Below are 18,217 nucleotides of genomic sequence, written 5' to 3'. Positions count from 1 at the left end.
TATACCCGCCCTGTCGCCCCGAGCACCGGAAGGAGCTGGATACCCTCAGTCATGCACGATCCACGCCCCCACCTCGGCGAACCGCTGTCGCTCGACCTGCTGGACACGCGGTGGAACCAGCACGGACAGCTACAGGACCTGCTCACCGATGTGACAGGTCTCGGCATCTGGCTGGCCTCGGCGGGGCTGACCGACCGCGCGACCGCCGACGAGGCGACCCTCGCCGCGGTGCTGACCGCACGCACCGCCATCTACGACGTCGTGCGGCACGCCGCGCACAAGACCTTGAACGAGGTGCTCGAGCACGGACGAATCCGGCGCACCCTCACCGACGCCGGCCCCGAGAACGTCATCGACGTCCCCGACCCCACCTGGCTGCCCGCCTGGCTGGCGGCCGACAACCTGCTCCACCTGCTCGCCGAAGCGCCGGACCGCATCCGCCAGTGCGCGCACCCCGACTGCGTGCTGTTCTTCTACGACACCTCGAAGAACGGCACCCGCCGCTGGCATTCGATGGCGACGTGCGGAAACCGGACCAAGGCGGCCCGGCACTACGCGAAGAAGCCTTGAGTCTCAGAACAATTCGTCGAGCAGGCGGTAGTACTCCAGGCGCCGGGGATCCGGGTCGGTGAGACCGTAGGCGGTAAAGAAGGCGCGCACCTCGGCGTCGCCGAAGTCGTCGCGCAGGTCACGCGCGGCGAGAGCCAGGTCGCGATAGCGGTCGGCGACGCCGAGCGCGCCGACATCGAGCAGGATCGAGCCTTCGAGCACGTTCGGCGGGGTGAAGTCGCCGTGCGCCACGACCAGGTCCTCCCGGTCGGGACGTTCGGTAACCAGTTGCGCCAGTATGTCTTCCGCGCCGAGGTCCCGGTTTTCCGGGTCGAAGTCGTCGAGGTCGACCAGCCCTTCGATCACGTGCCGACGCGCCTGTGCCAGCACGACGTCGAGCCGTCCGTCGAACGGGCATTCGGCGATCGGAATGCTGTGCAACCGGCGCAGCAGCTCGCCCATGACCGTGCCGACCGATGTCGCGCCCGACCCCGCGTCGGCACGCGCGGCCAGGCTCGAGACGCCCGCATCGGCCAGTACCAGCACGTCGCCGTCGAACACGAGGACCTCCGGCAGCCGAATTCCCCGGTCGCGCAACCAGGTCAAGCGCTCGTGCTCCGCGACGGCCTTCGGCCCGCGCTTCACCCAGAACGCCTCGTTGACGAACGCGACGCCGCCGCTTTGCCCCTCGTGCTCGTCCGACCAGGTCGGCTCGGTGCCGAGCAGCGCGGCGGCCTTCGGCGGCAACGGAATCGGCAGCGAGGCCAGCCGCTCCAGCGCGACCCGGGTCGATTCGATCTGTTCGGGATCGCCTTCGGCCGTGCGCAGGTCGAGCGCCTCGCGCAGCAGCGAGTGCGCTTCGGTCAGCTGATCCTGTTCGGCCAGCGCCTTGCCGAGATGCTGCACGGCGAACGACAACACGTCCGGCGCGGCCACTCGCGCGTGCTCGACGGCGCGGCGGTAGAGCGTCTCGGCGGTGAACGCGTCGCCCCGGTAGCGGTAGACGTCGCCGAGGTTGATCCACACCGTGATCCGGCGCTCCTCGGTGTCCACCAGTTCCAGCGCCCGGTCCAGCAGATCCAGGGCCTGGTCGTAGCGGCCGAGCAGCATCGCCTCGATCCCGGTCTGCCGGTATCCGGCGAAGTCGGCCGGTTCGGCCTTGGCCAGCCGCGCGGCCAGCCGTTGCGGGTCGACCGGAATCATCCGCTCCCGCTCGTCGAACCGATACAGCGGACCGTCGTGATCCACCGCCTGGCCCGGCACGCTCACCACCGCCCCCGCGGCACGTCGAACTCCGAGCAGAGCGCCCGCCACACCTCGCGCGGATCGACCCCCGCTTCGATGGCGTCGGACCCCGTCCGCCCCAACGACGGGATCACGTGATCGGCCAGCAGGGCATCTCCCCGCGCCGTCCCGAATTCGGTATGCAACAGCTCCTGGAACTCCGTCAATCGCACCGTGCCCAAGATACCCCCGCGCAGCCGCCACCCCCACCGGCCCCGCTACTGGCCGACGCCGGCCGCGCGCAGCAGCGACCGCGGTCGGCCACTACCCCGCTCGGACCGTATCGAGTACCTGGTGGCAGAGCTGGATCGGGTCGGCGACCTCGGTGGCGGTCGAGGCCGCTTGTTTCGCGGCCGCGGCGAAGGTCGGCGTGCCGAGGATGTCCAGGACCGCGGCGCGGACCGCGGCGGGGGTCAGCGGGCGGACGAGCAGTGAGCTGCCTTGCCGGACCGCCCGATTGGCGAGTTCCCACTGGTCGCCGCCGCCGGGGACGGTGACGATCGGGACCGCCGCGGAGAGGGACTTGGCGAGCAGGCCGTGGCCGCCGCCGCCGACCACCACCGCGGCGTGGGTGAGCAGTTCGTCCTGACGGCCCAGACCCGCTATGGCCCAGGGGGGTAGGTCGGCGGGCGGCGGATCGAGCGTCGAGATGGCCACGCGGACATCGGCTCCCGCGAGGCCGTCCAGGACCGTTTCGACCATGCCCGCGACGCCGGTGTGGGCGGTGGACGGGGCGATCATCACCAGGGGTGCGTCGCCCGGCGGTGGCGCCAGGATCGCGTCCGTCGGTTCCCAGAAGAGGGGGCCGATGACGTGGGCGTTGTCCGGCCAGTCGGGACGCGGCACCTCCAGGGCGGGGAGGGTGGCGATCAGGCGGGCGTCGGGCCCGGGGTCGGTGGCGGGCAGGCCGACGCTTTCGCGCGCGTGGCCGCGCTGACGCAGGCCGTTGCGGATGTCTCGAGCGGTCATGGTGCGCAGCAGGCCGTCGCGCATCCGGCCGCGCAGCCCCGCCCCGGGAGCGAGACCACTCCCGATGGGCGGCAAGGCTTTCGACGGCAGATAGAGCGGGTGCGGGGACAGTTCCACCCAGGGCACGCCGAGGCGTTCCGCGGCCAGTCCGCCGCCCGCGGTGAGCACATCGGAGACCACCAGTTCCGGCAGCATGGCGCCGAGGTCGGGCATGATCTCGGTGGAGATGTGCGCGGCGCGTTCGTGGATGCGCTGGCCGGCGTCGGTGTCGTCGTCGGCAGGTCGGGGCGCCAGGCCTTTGAGCCGGCGCACGCCGATGCCGGCGTCCCGCGCGGCCTCGAACCAGCGCGGGGCCGTGAACAGCACCGGCTCGTCGCCGGCGGCCAGGAAACGCAAGCACAACGCGATGGCGGGAAACGCATGTCCCGGATCGGGTCCCGCGACTACGGCTACTCGCATCCGCATAGCGTGCCACACCGCCGGGCGGCTCGGTCACACCCACGTCCCGCGTCTTCACCTGCTCGTCAGCGGAACTTCACGTGACCTCCGCCGCCGGTCGCGATATGGTCTAGACCAATCAATAGCCGAGAGGGAGCGGATCGTGCGGGTGTCCACGGTGGACGAATTGATGGTGCTGCTGGCCGACGGCGAGGACGTCTGGGACATGCCGGACCGCAGCGGCGATCCGGTCGACATCCTCGACCACGACCGGCAGTGCGCGGAACTGCTGCGGCAGCGGTATCCGCGGGATGAGCAGTTACAGGTCGCGGGGCTGGTGCACGACATCGGCCACCAGCTGGTGCCGGGTGACGACGCGGGGCACGGCAGGCATGGCGCGGCCGCGATCCGCGAGCTGCTCGGTGCGCGCGTTGCCCGCTTGGTCGAGCTGCACGTGGTCGCGAAACGCTATCTGGCGGCGACGGATTCGGCGCACACCGCGGGTCTGTCCCGCTCCAGCCAACGCACCCTGATCACCCAGGGCGGGCCGATGAACGCCGCGGAAGCCGCCGCGTTCGAGGCCGACCCGGACTTCGACGCCGCCCTCGCCCTGCGCCGCGCCGACGACGCGGGCAAAGTCGTCGGCCTCGCCGTGGCGCCCCTCGACTCCTGGATTCCGGTCATCGAACGGGTCGCCGAGCGGGCGCTGCGTCAGCTGAAGTAGTAGAGCTCGAAGCCGACGGCACGTTCGGCGGGGAACCCGTCGATCGGTCCGGTCCCCCGATCCACGATGGCGCGGACCTGGTCTTCCACCGGCTCGGAACTGAGCACCTCGAGGTAGCGGCGGTGCTGGGCCAGCGAGGCCTTCGCCTGCTCGATGTGCGCGCTGACGTCGACGGCGTGAGTTACCTTGGGGCCCACCACCGCTCCCCATCGCGGCGACCACGGGACGTCGGTCAGTTCGGGGAAGATCCACTCGTTGCCCGCGTCGGCGATGGCGTCCAGTGCGGCACGGCCGACGGCGCGATGATCGGCACTGTTGGCGAAACCGGGAGCCCAGGTGTCACCGAAGTTGAAGAGCACCACCAGTTCCGGCTGACGCCGGCGGATCGCGGCGGCCAGATCGCGGCGCAGCGCCAACGACTCCTCGACCCGGCCGTCCGGGTAACCGAGAAACTCGACCTGTTGCACGCCAACGGCTTTGGCGGAGGCGATCTCCTCCCCCTCGCGCACCGGCCCGGATTCCGCGGGCGGCAGTCCGGCGATCCCCGCCTCGCCGCTGGTGACCAGGACGTACCGAATGTCCTTGCCCTGTCCCGTCCAGCGGGCCACCGCCGCGGCGGCGCCGTATTCGATGTCGTCGGGATGCGCGACGATCACGATTCCGCGCTGCCAATCCTCCGGCACCTGCTCCACCAACCGACCCCTTTCCTAGTCCTCGGGTCAGCCTAGAGGGCCAGGTCCGGCGGGCGGGCAACAGTGACGAAGGGGCCGTGCGCGGTCCCCGCATCGGGGAGCGCACGGCCCCTGGCCCGGACGGTTCGCGACTTCGCTCGCGCCTCCCGGTGGCATCCCGGCCACACCTGGATCCGTCCGACCACCGCCCGCACGGCCGCGCAGCGCTACCCGGCGCGCGCCGGCCGCTCCGCAGGCGGAAGCTACAGCTTGCTGACCGAGTTGTCCGAGCCCGACACCGCCTTGTACAGCAGGTACAGCCCGAACACGATGGCGCTGATCACCAGAATCGGGAACAGGCCCTTGATCAACGCACCGATGATGGCCAACGCGATCCAGACGACCGCGACGATACCGATAATCTTCCACAACATGTGCCAGCCTCCGAGGGTCTAAGCGAACCGTCTCCCACGATCCGACAGGTTCCACTCTGACAGCTGAGCGACGATAAATCACCAGGTCAGCAACGATATCCGGGGAAGATCAGGGTGAACCCTGACTACCCGCCCGTCGTGGGTAGGACGCGAGTCGCGGCGCCCTCGTCGATCAGTTCGGCCGCGACCTTCGTCGCGACCCGGATGAAGGCCGCGACCAGCGGACGATCGTCGCCCGCGCGGCAGGCGACGGCCAGCACCGAGGGCGCGACATCGAGCAGCGGCCGGGTGATCACGCCCGACCAGGGGAAGAAACGCGACACCGAGGCGACCGAGACCGCGACCGCCTGACCACTGCCGACCGCGGCCAGCAGATCCTCCAGCGTGGCCACCTCGGCGCCGATGGTCGCCGGGCCGTCGCGATAGTCGGCCAGCGTCATGAAGTCGCGGGCCGCGAGATCGCGGTTGTCGGTCCACCACGCGAACGGCTGGACGGCCATGTCCGCGGGCGGGACCGCGGTGGCGGCCGCGAACGGATGATCGGCAGGCAGCAGGGCGATCCGCTCCTCCCCCAGCAGCGGCGTGACGTCGAGCCCGTCCGGCGCGGGCAACCAGATCAGCCCGACATCCGACGCGCCGACCAGCACACCCGCGCTCGCGTCGTCGAAGCCGACCTTCCCGACGGTCACCGCGACGTGCGGATACTCGGTCGCGAAGGCGCGCAGCACGCGGGGCGTGATGTCCAGGCCGGTGACGCCGCGGATGCCGACGATCAGCTCGGTCCGCTGACCGGACTCGGTGTCGCGGGTGTCCGCGATCGCCGCGCCGACGGTGTCCAGGATGTCGGGCACCCGGGTCAGCAGCGTGCGGCCAGCGTCGGTGAGCGTCACCTGACGGCTGTTGCGCTGGAAAAGCGTCGCGCCGATGCGGGTTTCGAGCTGCTTGATCTGGTTGCTCAACGCCTGCTGGGTCAGGTGCAGCTGAGCCGCCGCCCTGGTGAAGTTCAGCTCGGTCGCCAACACGTGGAACGCGCGCAAGTGCCGGAATTCCACATCCACAACTCCGGATTGTAGATCCGACAGCCGATCGGTGTTTCCGTTCCGGGTCCCGCGGATCGAGCATGGTCACAGCGGGTTGTTCGAATCGAGGAGTGCCACCGTGCCGGAACAGCGTCAGGAACTCGAGCCGCACCGGCCGATCGCGGAGTGGGCGTTCGGCTGCCTGGTGATTTGGCATCAGCGCGCCGAGACCACGGGCGGGGTGCTGTCGCTGGCCGAGGTCGTGCTGCCGCAGGGTGACGAGCCGCCGATGCATCTGCATTCGCGGGAGGACGAGTTGTGCTTCGTGCTCGAGGGTGAGCTCACCGTGCATCGCGGGCTGGCCCGCATCCAGGCCGGGCCGGGCAGCTCGGTGTGGCTGCCGCGGGGGATTCCGCACGGGTTCGCGGTGCATACCGCGACGGCGCGGGTGCTGCACCACTACACGCCGGCGGGGGTGGAGCGGGCGCATCGAGCGTTCGGTACCGCGGCGAGCGAGCTGGTGTTGCCGCCCGCCGATGCCCGGCGACCCTCGGTCGCGGAGGTGGAGGCGGAGTTCGCGCGCTACGGGGTCACCGTCGTCGGGCCCGCGCCGTCGAAGCGGAAGGAGGAGTGAGAATGACTGTGCCGCAGAGCATTGCCTATGCGGCCCCGGTCCCCGAGCCGGGGTACGCCCAGGTGCGCGTTCTCGGGCCGGTGTCGGTTATCGACGGGGCGCGGACCATCGGGGTGGACCGTCCGATGGAGCGGGCCGTGCTGGTCCGGCTCGCGCTCGGGGGCGGGGTGCCCGTCCCCGATCGGCGACTGGCGGCCGACCTGTGGGGTGACGGCGAGCTGTCGCGTCCGGTCGAACGGTTGCGGGTGGTGGTGTCGCGGTTGCGAACGGCGTTGGGACCGTACGGCGCGACGGTGTTGCGCACGCCGGCGGGATATCGGACGACGATGGTCGTCGGCGATCTGCTCGCCGCGGAATCCATCGCGGATCGATTGCACGCCGCGCAGCGCGCCGGTCGGTACACCGAGGTCTGGGCGGCGGCCGACGAAGCGGGGCGGCTCTGGCGGGGACCGGCGCTGGCCGACCTACTGTGGGCCCCGTACGCGGCGGTGGAGGCCGCGCGGCTGGACGCCTGGCGGCTCGAATTGGCCGTCGCCGGACTGGAGGCGGCGCTGCGGCTCGGTTCCGGGCTCGAATGCCTCAGGGGGATGGGCATTTTGGCGGGTGAGCATCCGCTGCACGAACCGCTGGCCCGGCTGCACGCGCTGGCCCTCTATCGAGCGGGCAGGCAGGTCGACGCGCTCGATCGGCTGCGCGGCTTACGGTCAGCGCTCGCCGCGCAATTCGGTGCGGCGCTCGCTCCGGAGACCGTCGAGCTCGAGCTGCGCATCCTGCGGCACGACCCGGGCCTGCATCCGGTCCCGCCGGTCGTAAGACCGAGCAGCCCAGCGCATTCGACCGTGCGGCGGATCATCCGGTACCGCGACGTGGCGACCTCGGCGCATCGTTTGCGGCGGCCCGAACCTGGGTTCTGATCGATCGGCCTGCGCAATATCGTTGTCACCCTGGATGATCCGATAGATCTGGGTGCGGATCAGGTGCACCCTGATCCACACCCAGTGATATCAATCGAGGCGGCGACGGTCACTGGCGCCGCGGGTCACGCCGATCGCGGTCGACACCCTCGGTCTCGATCCGCTCCTTGCGCACCGTGTCGGACACGGTCTGCTCGTCCTGGACCTCGTCGACGGCGAGGCGGACGCGCTCGACCGGCACCGTCTCCTTCTGCACCGTCACCCGCTCCTCGTGCAGGGTGACCTCGGCCTCCTGCTCGCCGATGTCGGCGCGGCCGACCTGCGAGCGGTCGGTGATCGGCTCGCGCTCGATCCGGACCTCCTCGTGCGTGGTCGGCACGGTGACGGTCTGCTCCTCGGTCACCACATACTTGTGCAGTCGCGCGTGACCGACCTCTTCGTTCTGCTTGCCGACCGCCAAGCGCTCCTCGGAGCGGACCATGCCCTGGTCGTCGGCGGGCCGACCGGCGTCGGGGCGGCGAGTCTGCTCGTCGGGTCGGCGTCCGCCGCGCATCTGCTGCTTGCCGCCCATGTCCATGCCGGCCCGGTTCGGGTCGATGTGGTAGTGGTCGAACAGCTCTCGTTCGGCCTCCGGGCTGATCAGGCCGTCGTGCTCGAGATGCGGCGCGGTCTTCACGTCCTCCTTCTCCACGCGCACCTGCAGGGCCTCCGGGTCGTGGCGCAGCTGGGCGCCGGCCAGCGGGACCAGCGAGTCACCGCTGAACATTCCGGTGGTCACCGACACCCAGGTCGGGGCGCCGGAGGTGTTGTCGACGTAGATCCGCTTGACCTTGCCGATCTTGTCGCCTTCCGGCGAGTACACAGCGCTTCCGATGAGTTCTTCCAGCATTCCGGTCATGATTCGATTCCTCCGCGTGCGTTCGATGAGAGTGATTCAGGCATCTGCTCGGTGATCGGACTGGCCGAGATCCTGGGCGATTCGCTGCGTTTGCCGCGAGCGTCGGACCGGATCGTCGACGTTGCCCCAGGCCAGATATCTGCTGATATCCAGGCGTTGCGTGTCCTGGTCGATCGCGGATTTTCGGTAGGCAATATCAAGCATCTGTCTGCTCCTGCCCTTGTACTGAATGTTCCCGATCCCTGTGCTGGAATCGGACCGATCAGCTACATGAAGGCAACTACCCGGCGTGATCTACACCAAACGCCACGTCGGCGAAATCGGCCGCGGACCGGGCGATGTGTCGCGGGCGAGCAGTGCGGGCGCGCGAAAGTCGGTGTTTCGGACGGCCCCGCCGCCTATTACGCTTCGCGAAAGGCTTGGGTTTTGCGCTCTCCCGGCCGCGCGGTCGGTCAGTGTACGGTTGTACTCTGATCTTGCGCGCAGCTCTCCGGATAGCCGCAGTCAGGAAGGGATGGTCGACTTATGTACACACCTTGTTCGGCACACACTCATACACTGAATCCCACGTGACGGTCGGTGGCTGATGGAAAACGAACTCGCACAAGAACTGGCCGCGGCGGCTCGTCGCCACGGCGGAGCGATCGCCGGAATCGTCGGCGGCGCGGCCCGCAAGGCCTCCTGGGAGGTGCTCGACCTGGTGGCCGAGGGCCGCGAGCTGGTGAACGCCGCCCTGCGCGCCCGAGCCGAGGAACTACGGCGCAAGGACACCCTGCGCTGAATCAGCTCCGGTAGCGCACGATTCACCGGTAGTCCCTGTCGACTGTTCGGCGGATATACCCGGGTCCGCCGAACAGCGACGATGAACCCATGAGCGATGCCTCACCGCCCGACTACCCGGTATCGCACCATCGGGATTCACCATGCCTACCCCTCTGCGACCCGGCCCCCCGCTACCTGACGGAACAGTATCTGGGTCCGCCCTATACACCCCCGCGGAACACCACACCTGAGCACCCAGCGCCGCAGCGCCGAGGCGTGCCAGCGCGGCGAACGGCCGCCCCGAACATCGTAAAGCTCACAGCCGCAGCACTTTTCGTGCTTGCGGCGGCCCTTCTTGTGCGCCCGCTCGGCAAACTACGCCGGCTCATTTCTCGCCCGAATCGGGCCACCCGAGGCGTCACCACCGACCGGTGACTGCCTGTCCGGCACCCTCCTCCCGCCGGACAGGCCAAAGGCCACCTTCCTTCGCCGCTGAAATCGAAGGAAGGTGGCCCGCACCGTGTTCGGGCGACGATCAGGAGTGGCCGGGGTGGGAGGTCGGGATCTGCTGGTCGGCTACCTCGGTGAGGGCCTGGGCCCAGCCGTCGAGGCGGTCGGCGGCGTGCCGGAGGTCGGCGACGATGGCATCGAAATTGTGGCGGAGGACGGCACTCTCCGGGACGGCGAGGATGCGGCCCGCGGCGGCGACCACCTGTTCGTACTCGATGACGCCGGTGTCGAGCCGGCCGAGGGCGAACTGGAGGTTGTCGGTGAGGGCTTCCGCCGCAGGGGATTTGGCGCGGCCCATGGCGCCGAGCGCCTGTTCCATCGCGGTGACGTCGGCGGCGAGCGCGTGCAGGGCGGCGGAACCGGAGCCCGCGGTCTCGAGCATGTCGGTGAGTTCGTCGTCGGGCAGGCGGTTACCGCGGGCGATCTGCGCGCCGAGACCGTGCAGCGCCCGTTCGGCACGCACCAGCCTGGCGATGGGTCCGCGCGCCCGGGACCACAGCGGTGGTTGCTTGCGGGGAATGAACGTGGCCTGCGGCAGCGGTGCGCCGCGCAATCTCAGGTAGCGGCGGGCGCTGAGTGCGGTGCCGGTGACCAGCGCGACCGCGCCGCCGCCGAGCACCACCACGATCCAGGCGGGGGCCGAGATGACCACGAGCCCAACGGCTCCCGCGGTGGTGAGGCCGGAGGCGGTGCCGAGCTGGAAGCTGCGGCGGCGGACCCGGCGCCTGCGGCGCAGTTCCCGCTCGCGCGGATCGGCCCAGCGGCGCACCGCGACGAGGGCGTGCTCGCCGGCCTCGCGCAAACTGTCGGGCAGGCTTCCCGGTTGCGGCGCGAGCGCGGCCTGCGCCCGCACGATCGCGGCGTCGCGCCTGCGGCCCGGAAGCGACTTATCCCGAGTCATGCCATCTCTCCCACTGCTAGCGCGGATCGGACCAGCACGGTCCCGGTGCGGCCGACGGCCGGCCCACCGGGTACCCGTGCAGTGTCTGCCAGTGAACCATCCACCACCGACAAAGTCCTGGCCGAGCTTACGGCCGTTACTGCTGCGCGGCCTGCCCCTTGTTCATCTGCGGCTGCGCCGGATTGGCCTGGGCCGGTGCGGGATTGACGGCGGGCTGCGCCGCGCCGCCCGCGGGCAGCTGATCGCCGCGCATCGACGCGCGGATCTGCTCCAGCTTGCTGTGCCCGGCCATCTGGATGCTGGCCTGCTGCACCTCCAGCATGCGTCCCTGCACGGTGTTCTGCGCGAGCTCGGCGGAACCGAGCGCGTTGGCGTAGCGGCGCTCGATCTTCTCCCGCACCGCGTCCAGGCTCGGCGTGGTGCCCGGCGCGGACAGCGTCGAATCCATCTGCTGCAGCGACGCGGAGACCTGCTCCTGCATCTTGGCCTGCTCGAGCTGGCTGAGCAGCTTGGTGCGCTCGGCGACCTTCTGCTGCAGCAGCATCGCGTTCTGCTCGACCGCCTTCTTGGCCTGGGTGGCGGCCTGCAGCGACTGGTCGTGCAGCACCTTCAGGTCCTCGACCGACTGCTCGGCGGTGACCAGCTGCGCGGCGAACGCCTCGGCGGCGTTGGTGTACTGGATCGCCTTCTCGGTGTCGCCCGCGTTGGCGGCCTGATCGGCGAGCGTGACCGCCTGACGCGCGTTGGCGTTGAGCTTCTCGACTTCGTCGAGCTGCCGGTTCAGCTTCATCTCCAGCTGACGCTGGTTGCCGATGACCGACGCGGCCTGCTGCGAGAGGGCCTGATGCTGGCGCTGAGCTTCCTCGATAGCCTGCTGAATCTGGACCTTCGGATCCGCATGCTCCTCGATCTTCGAATCGAAGAGGGCCATCAGGTATTTCCAGGCCTTGACGAACGGATTAGCCATCGATTGATCCCGCCTCCATCTGACGTGCCGCGCCCTCGACGCGGCTCCAGTGCGCGACCGTCACGCACTCGATATGTGCCTATCCTCCACCATGCGGCCGCCGGGCCGGGTGTACCCGGCCCAACCGACGCCTAGTGAGAATCTATCCGCTTTGGGCGCCGCTCCGCAGCGTTGCCGCGGTGGCCACCTGTCGCTCGGCGTCACATGCCCTTCACCAGGACCAGCATGTCGGCCTTGGGTGCGGGAATGACGATTCGGGTGTCCATGGCCAGCGGCAGCGGACGACCGGCCGCGCCGGCCACCGACAGGCTGGCGCTCGCGGGGGCGAGCGCGGGCACGGCGGCGGGTGCGTCCGCGGCGGGCACGGCCTCGGCGGGCACGGTGGTCTCCTCCGCGTCCACCGGCAGCGGCGCGGCCGCCGCGTCGGCCGGGGTGCGCGTGGGCAGGCCGTCGGCGCCGGCCATGATCGTGCTCACGTCCCAGAGCACCCGGGACAGCGGCACGTCCAGGGCCGCGCAGATGGCGGCCAATAACTCACTGGAGGCCTCTTTGCGGCCCCGCTCGACCTCGGAGAGATAGCCCAGGCTCACGCGCGCGGAGGTGGATACCTCGCGCAAGGTCCGGCTCTGGGCGAGACGAGCACGCCGCAGACTGTCCCCGATGGCCTCTCGCAGCAGCGTCATCTCGTTCTCCTTCGCTCCCTGTCAGGGGACCCGCGCGGCACTCACGAGTGCCACGCACGCCGTTCTTTCTGGCACAACGTCGGACATGGGCCGGTTGGTTCCCGCCCGGCGCAAATCACTCACCTTGCCCGTCCTGCCCGGCCGGACGTTGATCCGGCCGTCGTACACAGCGCAGCAATTCGCGCACCGCGGTGTGCGCCGCACTGATCCTGATCGTCCATCGGTCACCGACGAGTTTCAACCGCATCACCTCGGTGTGCCCAGGACCGGCCAGACCGAGGAAAACCGTGCCGACCGCATGTCCGTCCTGCGGGTCGGGCCCGGCCACACCGGTCAGTGCCACCCCCCAGTCTGCCCCGCAATGCGTTCGCGCGCCGACCGCCAGTTGCTCGGCGGTGCTGGCGGCGACCGGACCTTCCGTCTCCAGTACTTCGTCGCTGACGCCGGCCAGGCTGTGTTTGAGGTCTGTGGCGTACACCACGAGCCCGCCGCGCAGCACGGCGCTGGCGCCCGGAACACCGGCGATGGTCGCGGACAGCAGTCCGGCGGTGAGGGATTCGGCGGTCGCGACGGTCTGCCCGGCGGCGGTCAGCGCGTGCACGAGCTCGGCGACCGGCGCATCGGCGGTCAGCGGATCGGCCGAGACCGACGACGTCGCGGTCATGCGCCGCGCGTTCGGCCCGGCCCGCCCGCGAACCACACGCGCGTCGCCTGGCCGACGTAGTCGAGGCCGGTGAGCACGGTCAGCGCGACGGCCACATACATCAGCCACATGCCCGCGCTCGCGAGCCAGCCGCCCAACGGCAACAGCAGCGCCGCGATCGCGAGGGACTGCACGAGGGTCTTCAGCTTGCCGCCGCGTCCGGCGGGAATCACGCCGCGGCGCACCACGGCCAGCCGCAGCAGCGTCACGCCGATCTCGCGACCGCAGATGACCAGCGTGATCCACCAGGCCAGATCGCCGAGCACGGACAACCCGATCACCGCGGATCCGATCAGCGCCTTGTCCGCGATCGGGTCGGCGAGCTTGCCGAAGTCGGTGACCAGGCCGTATTTGCGCGCCAGTTGCCCGTCGAATCGATCGGTGATCGCGGCGATGCCGAACAGCGCGGCCGCGATGATCCGCCAGGCCGGGTCGTGCCCGCCGTCGACGAACAGCGCGACCACGAACAGCGGGACCAGCGCGATCCGCAGCATGGTCAGGATGTTCGCGATATTCATCAGCGGCACTACCGGTTCGGCGGGCGGCGCGGAAATGCCGGATCGGATGGGACTGGCCCCGGTCCAACGCCGCTCGATCTCTTCCGGCTGGGCGCTCATGGACACTCCAGACTCGACACGGCATGACAATGACCGGCGCCGGCCCGGCGCGCGTCATGCCTGACCCACTGCGGGGAGCGGGACGACTGGATGTGCGGCACACGTTCAGCCTATCGGTAACCCACCCGACTACTCTGCACCCCATGAACTCTCGGGGACCACTAGGTGGCTCGACCAGCGACGCACATCCCGGCGTGCCTCTGAACACGCAGCGTCCACCCGCCCCGTCGACTGCGTCGACCGCCACCCCCGTGAGCACCGCTGTGGTCGTCCGACGCGCGCGAACCTCCGACGTGCCCGAGATCAAACGCCTCGTCGATGTTTACGCCGGCCGGATACTGCTGGAAAAGAACCTGGTCACGCTCTATGAGGCGGTGCAGGAATTCTGGGTGGCCGAGCTGGACGGCCGGGTGGTCGGCTGCGGCGCGCTGCACGTGCTGTGGGCCGATCTCGGTGAGGTGCGCACGGTCGCGGTGCATCCGGATGTCAAGGGCGGTGGCGTCGGCAGGCTCGTGGTGGAGCATCTGATCGCGGTGGCCCGCGAGCTGGAGTTGCGGCGGGTGTTCGTGCTGACCTTCGAGGTGGAGTTCTTCGCGCGGCACGGTTTCGCCGAGATCGAGGGGACGCCGGTGACGGCCGAGGTGTACGCGGAGATGTGCCGGTCCTACGACACCGGCGTCGCGGAGTTCCTCGACCTGAGCTACGTCAAGCCGAACACCCTCGGCAATACTCGGATGCTGCTCACTCTCTGACAGGAAGCGATTCACCCGTGCCGATCTTCGCCGTTCACTACACCTACTCCGCGGCCACGGTCGCGGGCCGGGACACTCACCGCCCGGCGCACCGCGGCTGGCTCGCCGATCAGCTCGCGGCGGGCGCCCTGCTGACCAGCGGGCCGTACCCGGACGGGTCCGGCGCGCTGCTGCTGTTCCAGGCCGCGGACGCGGACGCGCTGAACGCGTTGCTCGCGGCGGACCCGTTCGCGCGGGAGGGGCTGATCGATGACGTGCGCGTCGTCGAATGGCTGCCGGTGCTGGGCGCTTTCGCGTCCTGAACCCGCGCTCCGCTCGCCCGTCCTGCTTCCCCTTTTACCGGTTCTTCCTGCGGGGAATCAGGCGGCGAGGCCGGGTAGTTAGCCGAAGACAGCTAACTTCCGGCGACACACCGCGCACGATACGGACATACCTCCTACCACAGCGGCAGACTCGCGGCCATGCGCACATCCGTAGCGGTTTTCGCGTCGACGGCCGCCACCGCCGGCCTGCTGTACGCGTACCTGGGCGTACCAGACAAATCGGACCCAGCAACCTCCTCGTCGGCCCGTCCGCTGATCCAGCCCGGTGTCGCCGACCCGGTGCTGTATCGCAACGCCGACGGCTATTACTTCCAGACGCCGGACCGGCAGATCACCTGCGGCATCCTCGACCAGCCGACCGGTCAGCCGCGGCGCACCGCCGGTTGCCAGGGCGCGACCGGCCCCGCGCCGCCACACATGCGCAAATGCTGGAGCACCGATCCGGCGGCCGCGGCCGTGGCGGTCGGCGAGGAGGCCGGGTACCTCTGCGTGAACCAGGGCTTCTACACCGGGCCGCGGCTGGAGGCCGGCCCGGTGCTGCCCGCCGGAACCACGCTGCACGCGCACGGATTCACCTGCCGCGCCGACACTTTCAGCGTCACCTGCAGCAATGATGAAGACGGGCACGGGTTCGAGATCGCGCCGGACAGCAACCGGGTGTTCTGAACGTCTGCGCCCCGCTCAGTTCGACCGGGCGCGGGCGCGGGTACGCAGCAGGCTGGCGACCGTCGCGATGACCAGGATGCCGATGATCACACTGAGCGAGACCCCGGTGGAGATTTCCGGCACGCTGACGTGCTCGCCGCCGTTGATGAACGGCAGCGTGTTCTCGTGCAACGCGTGCAGCACCAGCTTCACGCCGATGAACGCGAGAATCGCGGACAGGCCGTAGGACAGATAGACCAGTCGATCGAGGAGTCCACCGATCAGGAAGTACAACTGCCGTAAACCCATGAGCGCGAACGCGTTTGCGGTGAATACCAGATACGGCTCGCTCGTCAGACCGTAGATCGCCGGGATCGAGTCCAGGGCGAACAACAGGTCGGCGAAGCCGATCGCCAGCAACGCCAGCAGCAGCGGGGTCACCGTGCGACGTCCGTCGATCCGGGTGACCAGCTTGTCGCCGTCGTAACTGTCGGTGGTCGGCAGTATCCGTTTGGCCAGCGCGACGACCCGGCTGTCGCGCTTCTCCTCGTGCTCGGCCTCGTGGCCGCTCTCGGTGATCAGCTTGATCGCGGTGTAGATCAGGAACAGGCCGAACAGATAGAACACCCAGCTGAACGCGCTGATCGCGGCGGCGCCGACGGCGATGAACACCCCGCGCATCACCAGCGCGATCACGATGCCGATCAGCAGCGCCTTCTGCTGATACATCCGCGGCACCGCGAAGGTGGACATGATGATGAGGAAGATGAACAGGTTGTCCACCGAGAGCGCCTTCTCGGTGACGAAGCCCGCGTAGTACTCCCCCGCGAACGTCGAGCCCCAGCGCCAGGCGACGAAACCGCCGAAGGCCAGGGCGAGGCCGATGTAGACGGCAGACCAGAATCCGGACTCACGGAAGGTCGGTTCGTGCGGGGTGCGCACGTGGGCGAAGAAGTCGAAGACGAACAAGCCGAGGATCACCACGCAGGTGATCACCCATTCGAGAGCGGTTACCTGCATGCGGTGCGTCGATCGGTAGCGAAGGTCATGGCGTCCATCATGCCCGATTTGTCCGTTCTAGTCGGCTAGCGGATTGGTTGCTGACCATAATTTCACATGCGCTCGCCGGGGTGTCCGTGCCAGAGTGACCCCCGTGACCGACGACTACCTCCGCCTCAACCGGGCCAACTGGGACGAGCGCGCACCCGTGCACGCCGCGTCGCGCGACTACGCGGTGCACCGGTTTCTCGCGGAACCGGATTTTCTCAGCGAGGTCGTCCGGTTCGATCTGCCGCTGCTCGGCGAGGTCGACGGGTTGCGCGGGGTGCACCTGCAATGCCACATCGGCACCGACACCCTCTCGCTGGCCCGGCTCGGCGCGACCATGACCGGGCTCGACTTCTCCCCCGCGTCGCTGGCGCAGGCGCGGTCGCTCGCCGAAAAGACCGGGGCGCAGATCGATTTCGTCGAATCGAGCGTCTACGACGCGGTATCAGCGCTCGGCGCAGCACAATTCGATCTGGTGTACACCGGAATCGGTGCGCTGTGCTGGCTTCCGAGCATCGACCGCTGGGCGCAGACCGTCGCCGGGCTGCTACGACCGGGTGGACAGTTGTTCATCCGGGACGGCCATCCGATGCTGTGCACGATCGACGAAACCCACACGGACCGACTGGTTGTCGGCTACCCGTACTTCGAAACGCCGGAGCCGATGGTGTTTTCCGACGGCGGCACCTACGTCGAGACCGACGCCGACTTCGTCCAGACCACGACCCACGAGTGGAACCACGGGTTCGGCGAGCTGGTGACCGCGCTGCTGCGGGCCGGCCTGTCGATCACCGGGCTGACCGAGCATCGAACCGTGCCGTGGGAGGCGTTGCCCGGGAAGATGACGCGCGGCGAAGGTGACGAATGGCACCTCACCGAACACCCGGAGCGGTTGCCGCTCAGCTTCACGGTGCAGGCGCGCAAACAGCCCGGCGCGTCCTGACCGACAGGCTCGCGGACGCGGTACAGAATGCCCCTCATGCAAATCCGAGGAGCTCGTATCGCTGTGGTGCCCTGCGCCGTCGCGCTGGCGTTGCTGGCCGGGTGTGGCAATGACGACAAGGGTTCGGGCACACCGACAACCCCCGGCTCGGCGACGCCGAGTTCGCCCGTCAGCAGTTCTCCAGTCGCGTCGGCGACCCCGGCGCCGACCTCCTCGGCCGCGCCGACCACGACCCGCGGCCCCGTGTCGGGTCCGGTCGATCCGGCCCAGTACCGGCAGGCGATGGGGTACTACTTCCAGTCGCCGAGCGGGTCGTTCCTCTGCGCGATCCTCGATCAGCCGATCGATGACAACGCCCAAGCCGGTTGCCAGGGACCGACTTCCCCCGCGCCCGCGCAGGTCAAGGACTGCTGGAGCAAGCATCCGCAGGCGAGCGCGCTCACCGTCGGCACGCGCTCCGAGGCGCTCTGCTTGAACCAGGGCGTGTTCGTCGGCGCGCCGACCGACGGCGGCGATCGCGGCGGCGGCCGGGTGCTGCCGTACGGTGGGATGCTCACCGTGGGGGCGTTCACCTGTGACTCCGCCGAAAGCGGAGTGACCTGCACGAACGACACCACCGGGGCCGGGTTCAAGATCTCACGGGAGTCCAACCGAACCTTCTGAGTGGAAAATTCGGTTCCCATCGGGAATTCCGGATGTTAACGTCGGTACCAACAAACCACACGATCAGGAAGGCGAGGACGATGACCGGTACCCAGCGGCGACAGATGTCGCGCCGTGGTGCCTGGCAGTCGTGCGCCGATGCCGTGCTATCGACGGTCGCCTATCGA

The 18,217-nt window shown here is 69.3% G+C and carries 24 protein-coding genes; 10 read left to right on the top strand and 14 right to left on the bottom strand.

All coding sequences use genetic code 11. The features are described 5' to 3' along the window. Positions 1-51 precede the first annotated feature (51 nt). Complete coding sequence (locus tag ACFQ9K_RS07000) at positions 52-570, top strand: CGNR zinc finger domain-containing protein (RefSeq protein WP_378726547.1); 519 nt, start codon at positions 52-54, stop codon at positions 568-570. Positions 571-573: 3 nt separating this feature from the next. Here ACFQ9K_RS07000 and ACFQ9K_RS06995 read toward each other — a convergent pair whose 3' ends face one another. The 3 genes from ACFQ9K_RS06995 to ACFQ9K_RS06985 form a co-directional block, all read right to left on the bottom strand. Then, the gene (locus ACFQ9K_RS06995; protein WP_378726549.1) at positions 574-1,818 is read right to left on the bottom strand and encodes a phosphotransferase; all 1,245 of its coding nucleotides are present in this window, start codon (positions 1,816-1,818) and stop codon (positions 574-576) included. Further along, positions 1,815-2,006 (bottom strand): DUF3046 domain-containing protein, encoded by a 192-nt coding sequence (locus ACFQ9K_RS06990; protein ID WP_378726551.1) that lies wholly within the window; start codon positions 2,004-2,006, stop codon positions 1,815-1,817. The genes ACFQ9K_RS06995 and ACFQ9K_RS06990 overlap by 4 nt, the downstream gene beginning before the upstream one ends. Before the next feature lie 91 nt (positions 2,007-2,097). Beyond that, a complete protein-coding gene (locus ACFQ9K_RS06985) occupies positions 2,098-3,261 on the bottom strand; it encodes a glycosyltransferase (protein ID WP_378726552.1) in 1,164 nt (387 codons plus the stop codon). Positions 3,262-3,403: 142 nt separating this feature from the next. On the opposite strand from ACFQ9K_RS06985, the gene ACFQ9K_RS06980 reads away from it, so the two are divergent. Beyond that, a complete protein-coding gene (locus tag ACFQ9K_RS06980) occupies positions 3,404-3,964 on the top strand; it encodes an HD domain-containing protein (protein WP_378726554.1) in 561 nt (186 codons plus the stop codon). On the opposite strand, the gene ACFQ9K_RS06975 is transcribed toward ACFQ9K_RS06980, so the two are convergent. The 3 genes from ACFQ9K_RS06975 to ACFQ9K_RS06965 all read right to left on the bottom strand — a co-directional run bounded on the left by ACFQ9K_RS06975 (position 3,952) and on the right by ACFQ9K_RS06965 (position 6,127). After that, positions 3,952-4,656 (bottom strand): PIG-L deacetylase family protein, encoded by a 705-nt coding sequence (locus ACFQ9K_RS06975; RefSeq protein ID WP_378726556.1) that lies wholly within the window; start codon positions 4,654-4,656, stop codon positions 3,952-3,954. The two genes, ACFQ9K_RS06980 and ACFQ9K_RS06975, sit on opposite strands and share 13 nt — an antisense overlap. Before the next feature lie 242 nt (positions 4,657-4,898). Then, positions 4,899-5,069 (bottom strand): hypothetical protein, encoded by a 171-nt coding sequence (locus ACFQ9K_RS06970; RefSeq protein WP_378726539.1) that lies wholly within the window; start codon positions 5,067-5,069, stop codon positions 4,899-4,901. A gap of 125 nt (positions 5,070-5,194) precedes the next feature. After that, positions 5,195-6,127, bottom strand: a complete 933-nt coding sequence (locus tag ACFQ9K_RS06965) for a LysR family transcriptional regulator (RefSeq protein WP_378726537.1) — start codon at positions 6,125-6,127, stop codon at positions 5,195-5,197. 100 nt (positions 6,128-6,227) lie between these two features. On the opposite strand from ACFQ9K_RS06965, the gene ACFQ9K_RS06960 reads away from it, so the two are divergent. Then, the gene (locus ACFQ9K_RS06960; protein ID WP_378726535.1) at positions 6,228-6,722 is read left to right on the top strand and encodes a cupin domain-containing protein; all 495 of its coding nucleotides are present in this window, start codon (positions 6,228-6,230) and stop codon (positions 6,720-6,722) included. A gap of 2 nt (positions 6,723-6,724) precedes the next feature. After that, positions 6,725-7,636 (top strand): BTAD domain-containing putative transcriptional regulator, encoded by a 912-nt coding sequence (locus ACFQ9K_RS06955; protein WP_378726533.1) that lies wholly within the window; start codon positions 6,725-6,727, stop codon positions 7,634-7,636. Positions 7,637-7,745: 109 nt separating this feature from the next. Here the strand turns inward: ACFQ9K_RS06955 and ACFQ9K_RS06950 are convergent, their stop codons facing one another. Together ACFQ9K_RS06950 and ACFQ9K_RS06945 are read right to left on the bottom strand one after the other, a co-directional pair. Then, entirely contained in the window at positions 7,746-8,534 is a 789-nt protein-coding gene (locus tag ACFQ9K_RS06950; protein ID WP_378726531.1) for a PRC and DUF2382 domain-containing protein, read from the bottom strand. Between the two features lie 36 nt (positions 8,535-8,570). Next, positions 8,571-8,738 carry a hypothetical protein gene (locus ACFQ9K_RS06945; RefSeq protein ID WP_378726529.1) on the bottom strand — a complete coding sequence of 56 codons (168 nt, stop codon included), beginning with the start codon at positions 8,736-8,738 and terminating at the stop codon, positions 8,571-8,573. 382 nt (positions 8,739-9,120) lie between these two features. Here ACFQ9K_RS06945 and ACFQ9K_RS06940 point away from each other — a divergent pair, with 382 nt between their 5' ends. Further along, complete coding sequence (locus ACFQ9K_RS06940) at positions 9,121-9,315, top strand: hypothetical protein (RefSeq protein ID WP_378726527.1); 195 nt, start codon at positions 9,121-9,123, stop codon at positions 9,313-9,315. A 516-nt stretch (positions 9,316-9,831) separates the two neighbouring features. Here ACFQ9K_RS06940 and ACFQ9K_RS06935 read toward each other — a convergent pair. From ACFQ9K_RS06935 to pgsA, 5 genes are all read right to left on the bottom strand, one after another. Next, a complete protein-coding gene (locus tag ACFQ9K_RS06935) occupies positions 9,832-10,707 on the bottom strand; it encodes a hypothetical protein (RefSeq protein ID WP_378726525.1) in 876 nt (291 codons plus the stop codon). A 136-nt stretch (positions 10,708-10,843) separates the two neighbouring features. Continuing rightward, positions 10,844-11,674 (bottom strand): PspA/IM30 family protein, encoded by an 831-nt coding sequence (locus ACFQ9K_RS06930; RefSeq protein WP_150405798.1) that lies wholly within the window; start codon positions 11,672-11,674, stop codon positions 10,844-10,846. A gap of 200 nt (positions 11,675-11,874) precedes the next feature. Next, complete coding sequence (locus ACFQ9K_RS06925; RefSeq protein ID WP_378722990.1) at positions 11,875-12,357, bottom strand: helix-turn-helix domain-containing protein; 483 nt, start codon at positions 12,355-12,357, stop codon at positions 11,875-11,877. A 115-nt stretch (positions 12,358-12,472) separates the two neighbouring features. Then, positions 12,473-13,021, bottom strand: coding sequence for a CinA family protein (locus ACFQ9K_RS06920; RefSeq protein WP_378722991.1), 549 nt, complete (start codon positions 13,019-13,021; stop codon positions 12,473-12,475). Beyond that, positions 13,018-13,677 (bottom strand): CDP-diacylglycerol--glycerol-3-phosphate 3-phosphatidyltransferase, encoded by a 660-nt coding sequence (gene pgsA / locus ACFQ9K_RS06915; protein WP_378722992.1) that lies wholly within the window; start codon positions 13,675-13,677, stop codon positions 13,018-13,020. Before pgsA ends, ACFQ9K_RS06920 begins: the two co-directional genes overlap by 4 nt. Before the next feature lie 143 nt (positions 13,678-13,820). On the opposite strand from pgsA, the gene ACFQ9K_RS06910 reads away from it, so the two are divergent. The 3 genes from ACFQ9K_RS06910 to ACFQ9K_RS06900 all read left to right on the top strand — a co-directional run bounded on the left by ACFQ9K_RS06910 (position 13,821) and on the right by ACFQ9K_RS06900 (position 15,418). Continuing rightward, a complete protein-coding gene (locus ACFQ9K_RS06910) occupies positions 13,821-14,429 on the top strand; it encodes an amino-acid N-acetyltransferase (protein ID WP_378722994.1) in 609 nt (202 codons plus the stop codon). 17 nt (positions 14,430-14,446) lie between these two features. Continuing rightward, on the top strand, positions 14,447-14,731 hold the full coding sequence (locus ACFQ9K_RS06905; protein ID WP_378722995.1) for a YciI family protein: 285 nt from the start codon (positions 14,447-14,449) through the stop codon (positions 14,729-14,731). A gap of 159 nt (positions 14,732-14,890) precedes the next feature. Beyond that, complete coding sequence (locus ACFQ9K_RS06900) at positions 14,891-15,418, top strand: hypothetical protein (RefSeq protein ID WP_378722996.1); 528 nt, start codon at positions 14,891-14,893, stop codon at positions 15,416-15,418. A 15-nt stretch (positions 15,419-15,433) separates the two neighbouring features. On the opposite strand, the gene ACFQ9K_RS06895 is transcribed toward ACFQ9K_RS06900, so the two are convergent. After that, entirely contained in the window at positions 15,434-16,417 is a 984-nt protein-coding gene (locus ACFQ9K_RS06895) for a TerC family protein (protein WP_378722997.1), read from the bottom strand. Positions 16,418-16,550: 133 nt separating this feature from the next. Here ACFQ9K_RS06895 and ACFQ9K_RS06890 point away from each other — a divergent pair, with 133 nt between their 5' ends. Both ACFQ9K_RS06890 and ACFQ9K_RS06885 read left to right on the top strand, forming a co-directional pair. After that, a complete protein-coding gene (locus ACFQ9K_RS06890; protein WP_378722999.1) occupies positions 16,551-17,387 on the top strand; it encodes a class I SAM-dependent methyltransferase in 837 nt (278 codons plus the stop codon). Positions 17,388-17,423: 36 nt separating this feature from the next. Further along, positions 17,424-18,050, top strand: a complete 627-nt coding sequence (locus ACFQ9K_RS06885) for a hypothetical protein (protein WP_378723000.1) — start codon at positions 17,424-17,426, stop codon at positions 18,048-18,050. The last annotated feature ends 167 nt before the right edge of the window (positions 18,051-18,217 follow it).

Source organism: Nocardia sp. NPDC056564 (assembly GCF_042793755.1).
In the GTDB taxonomy this organism is placed as follows: domain Bacteria; phylum Actinomycetota; class Actinomycetes; order Mycobacteriales; family Mycobacteriaceae; genus Nocardia.
This window is presented reverse-complemented; position numbering and strand designations above follow the sequence as displayed.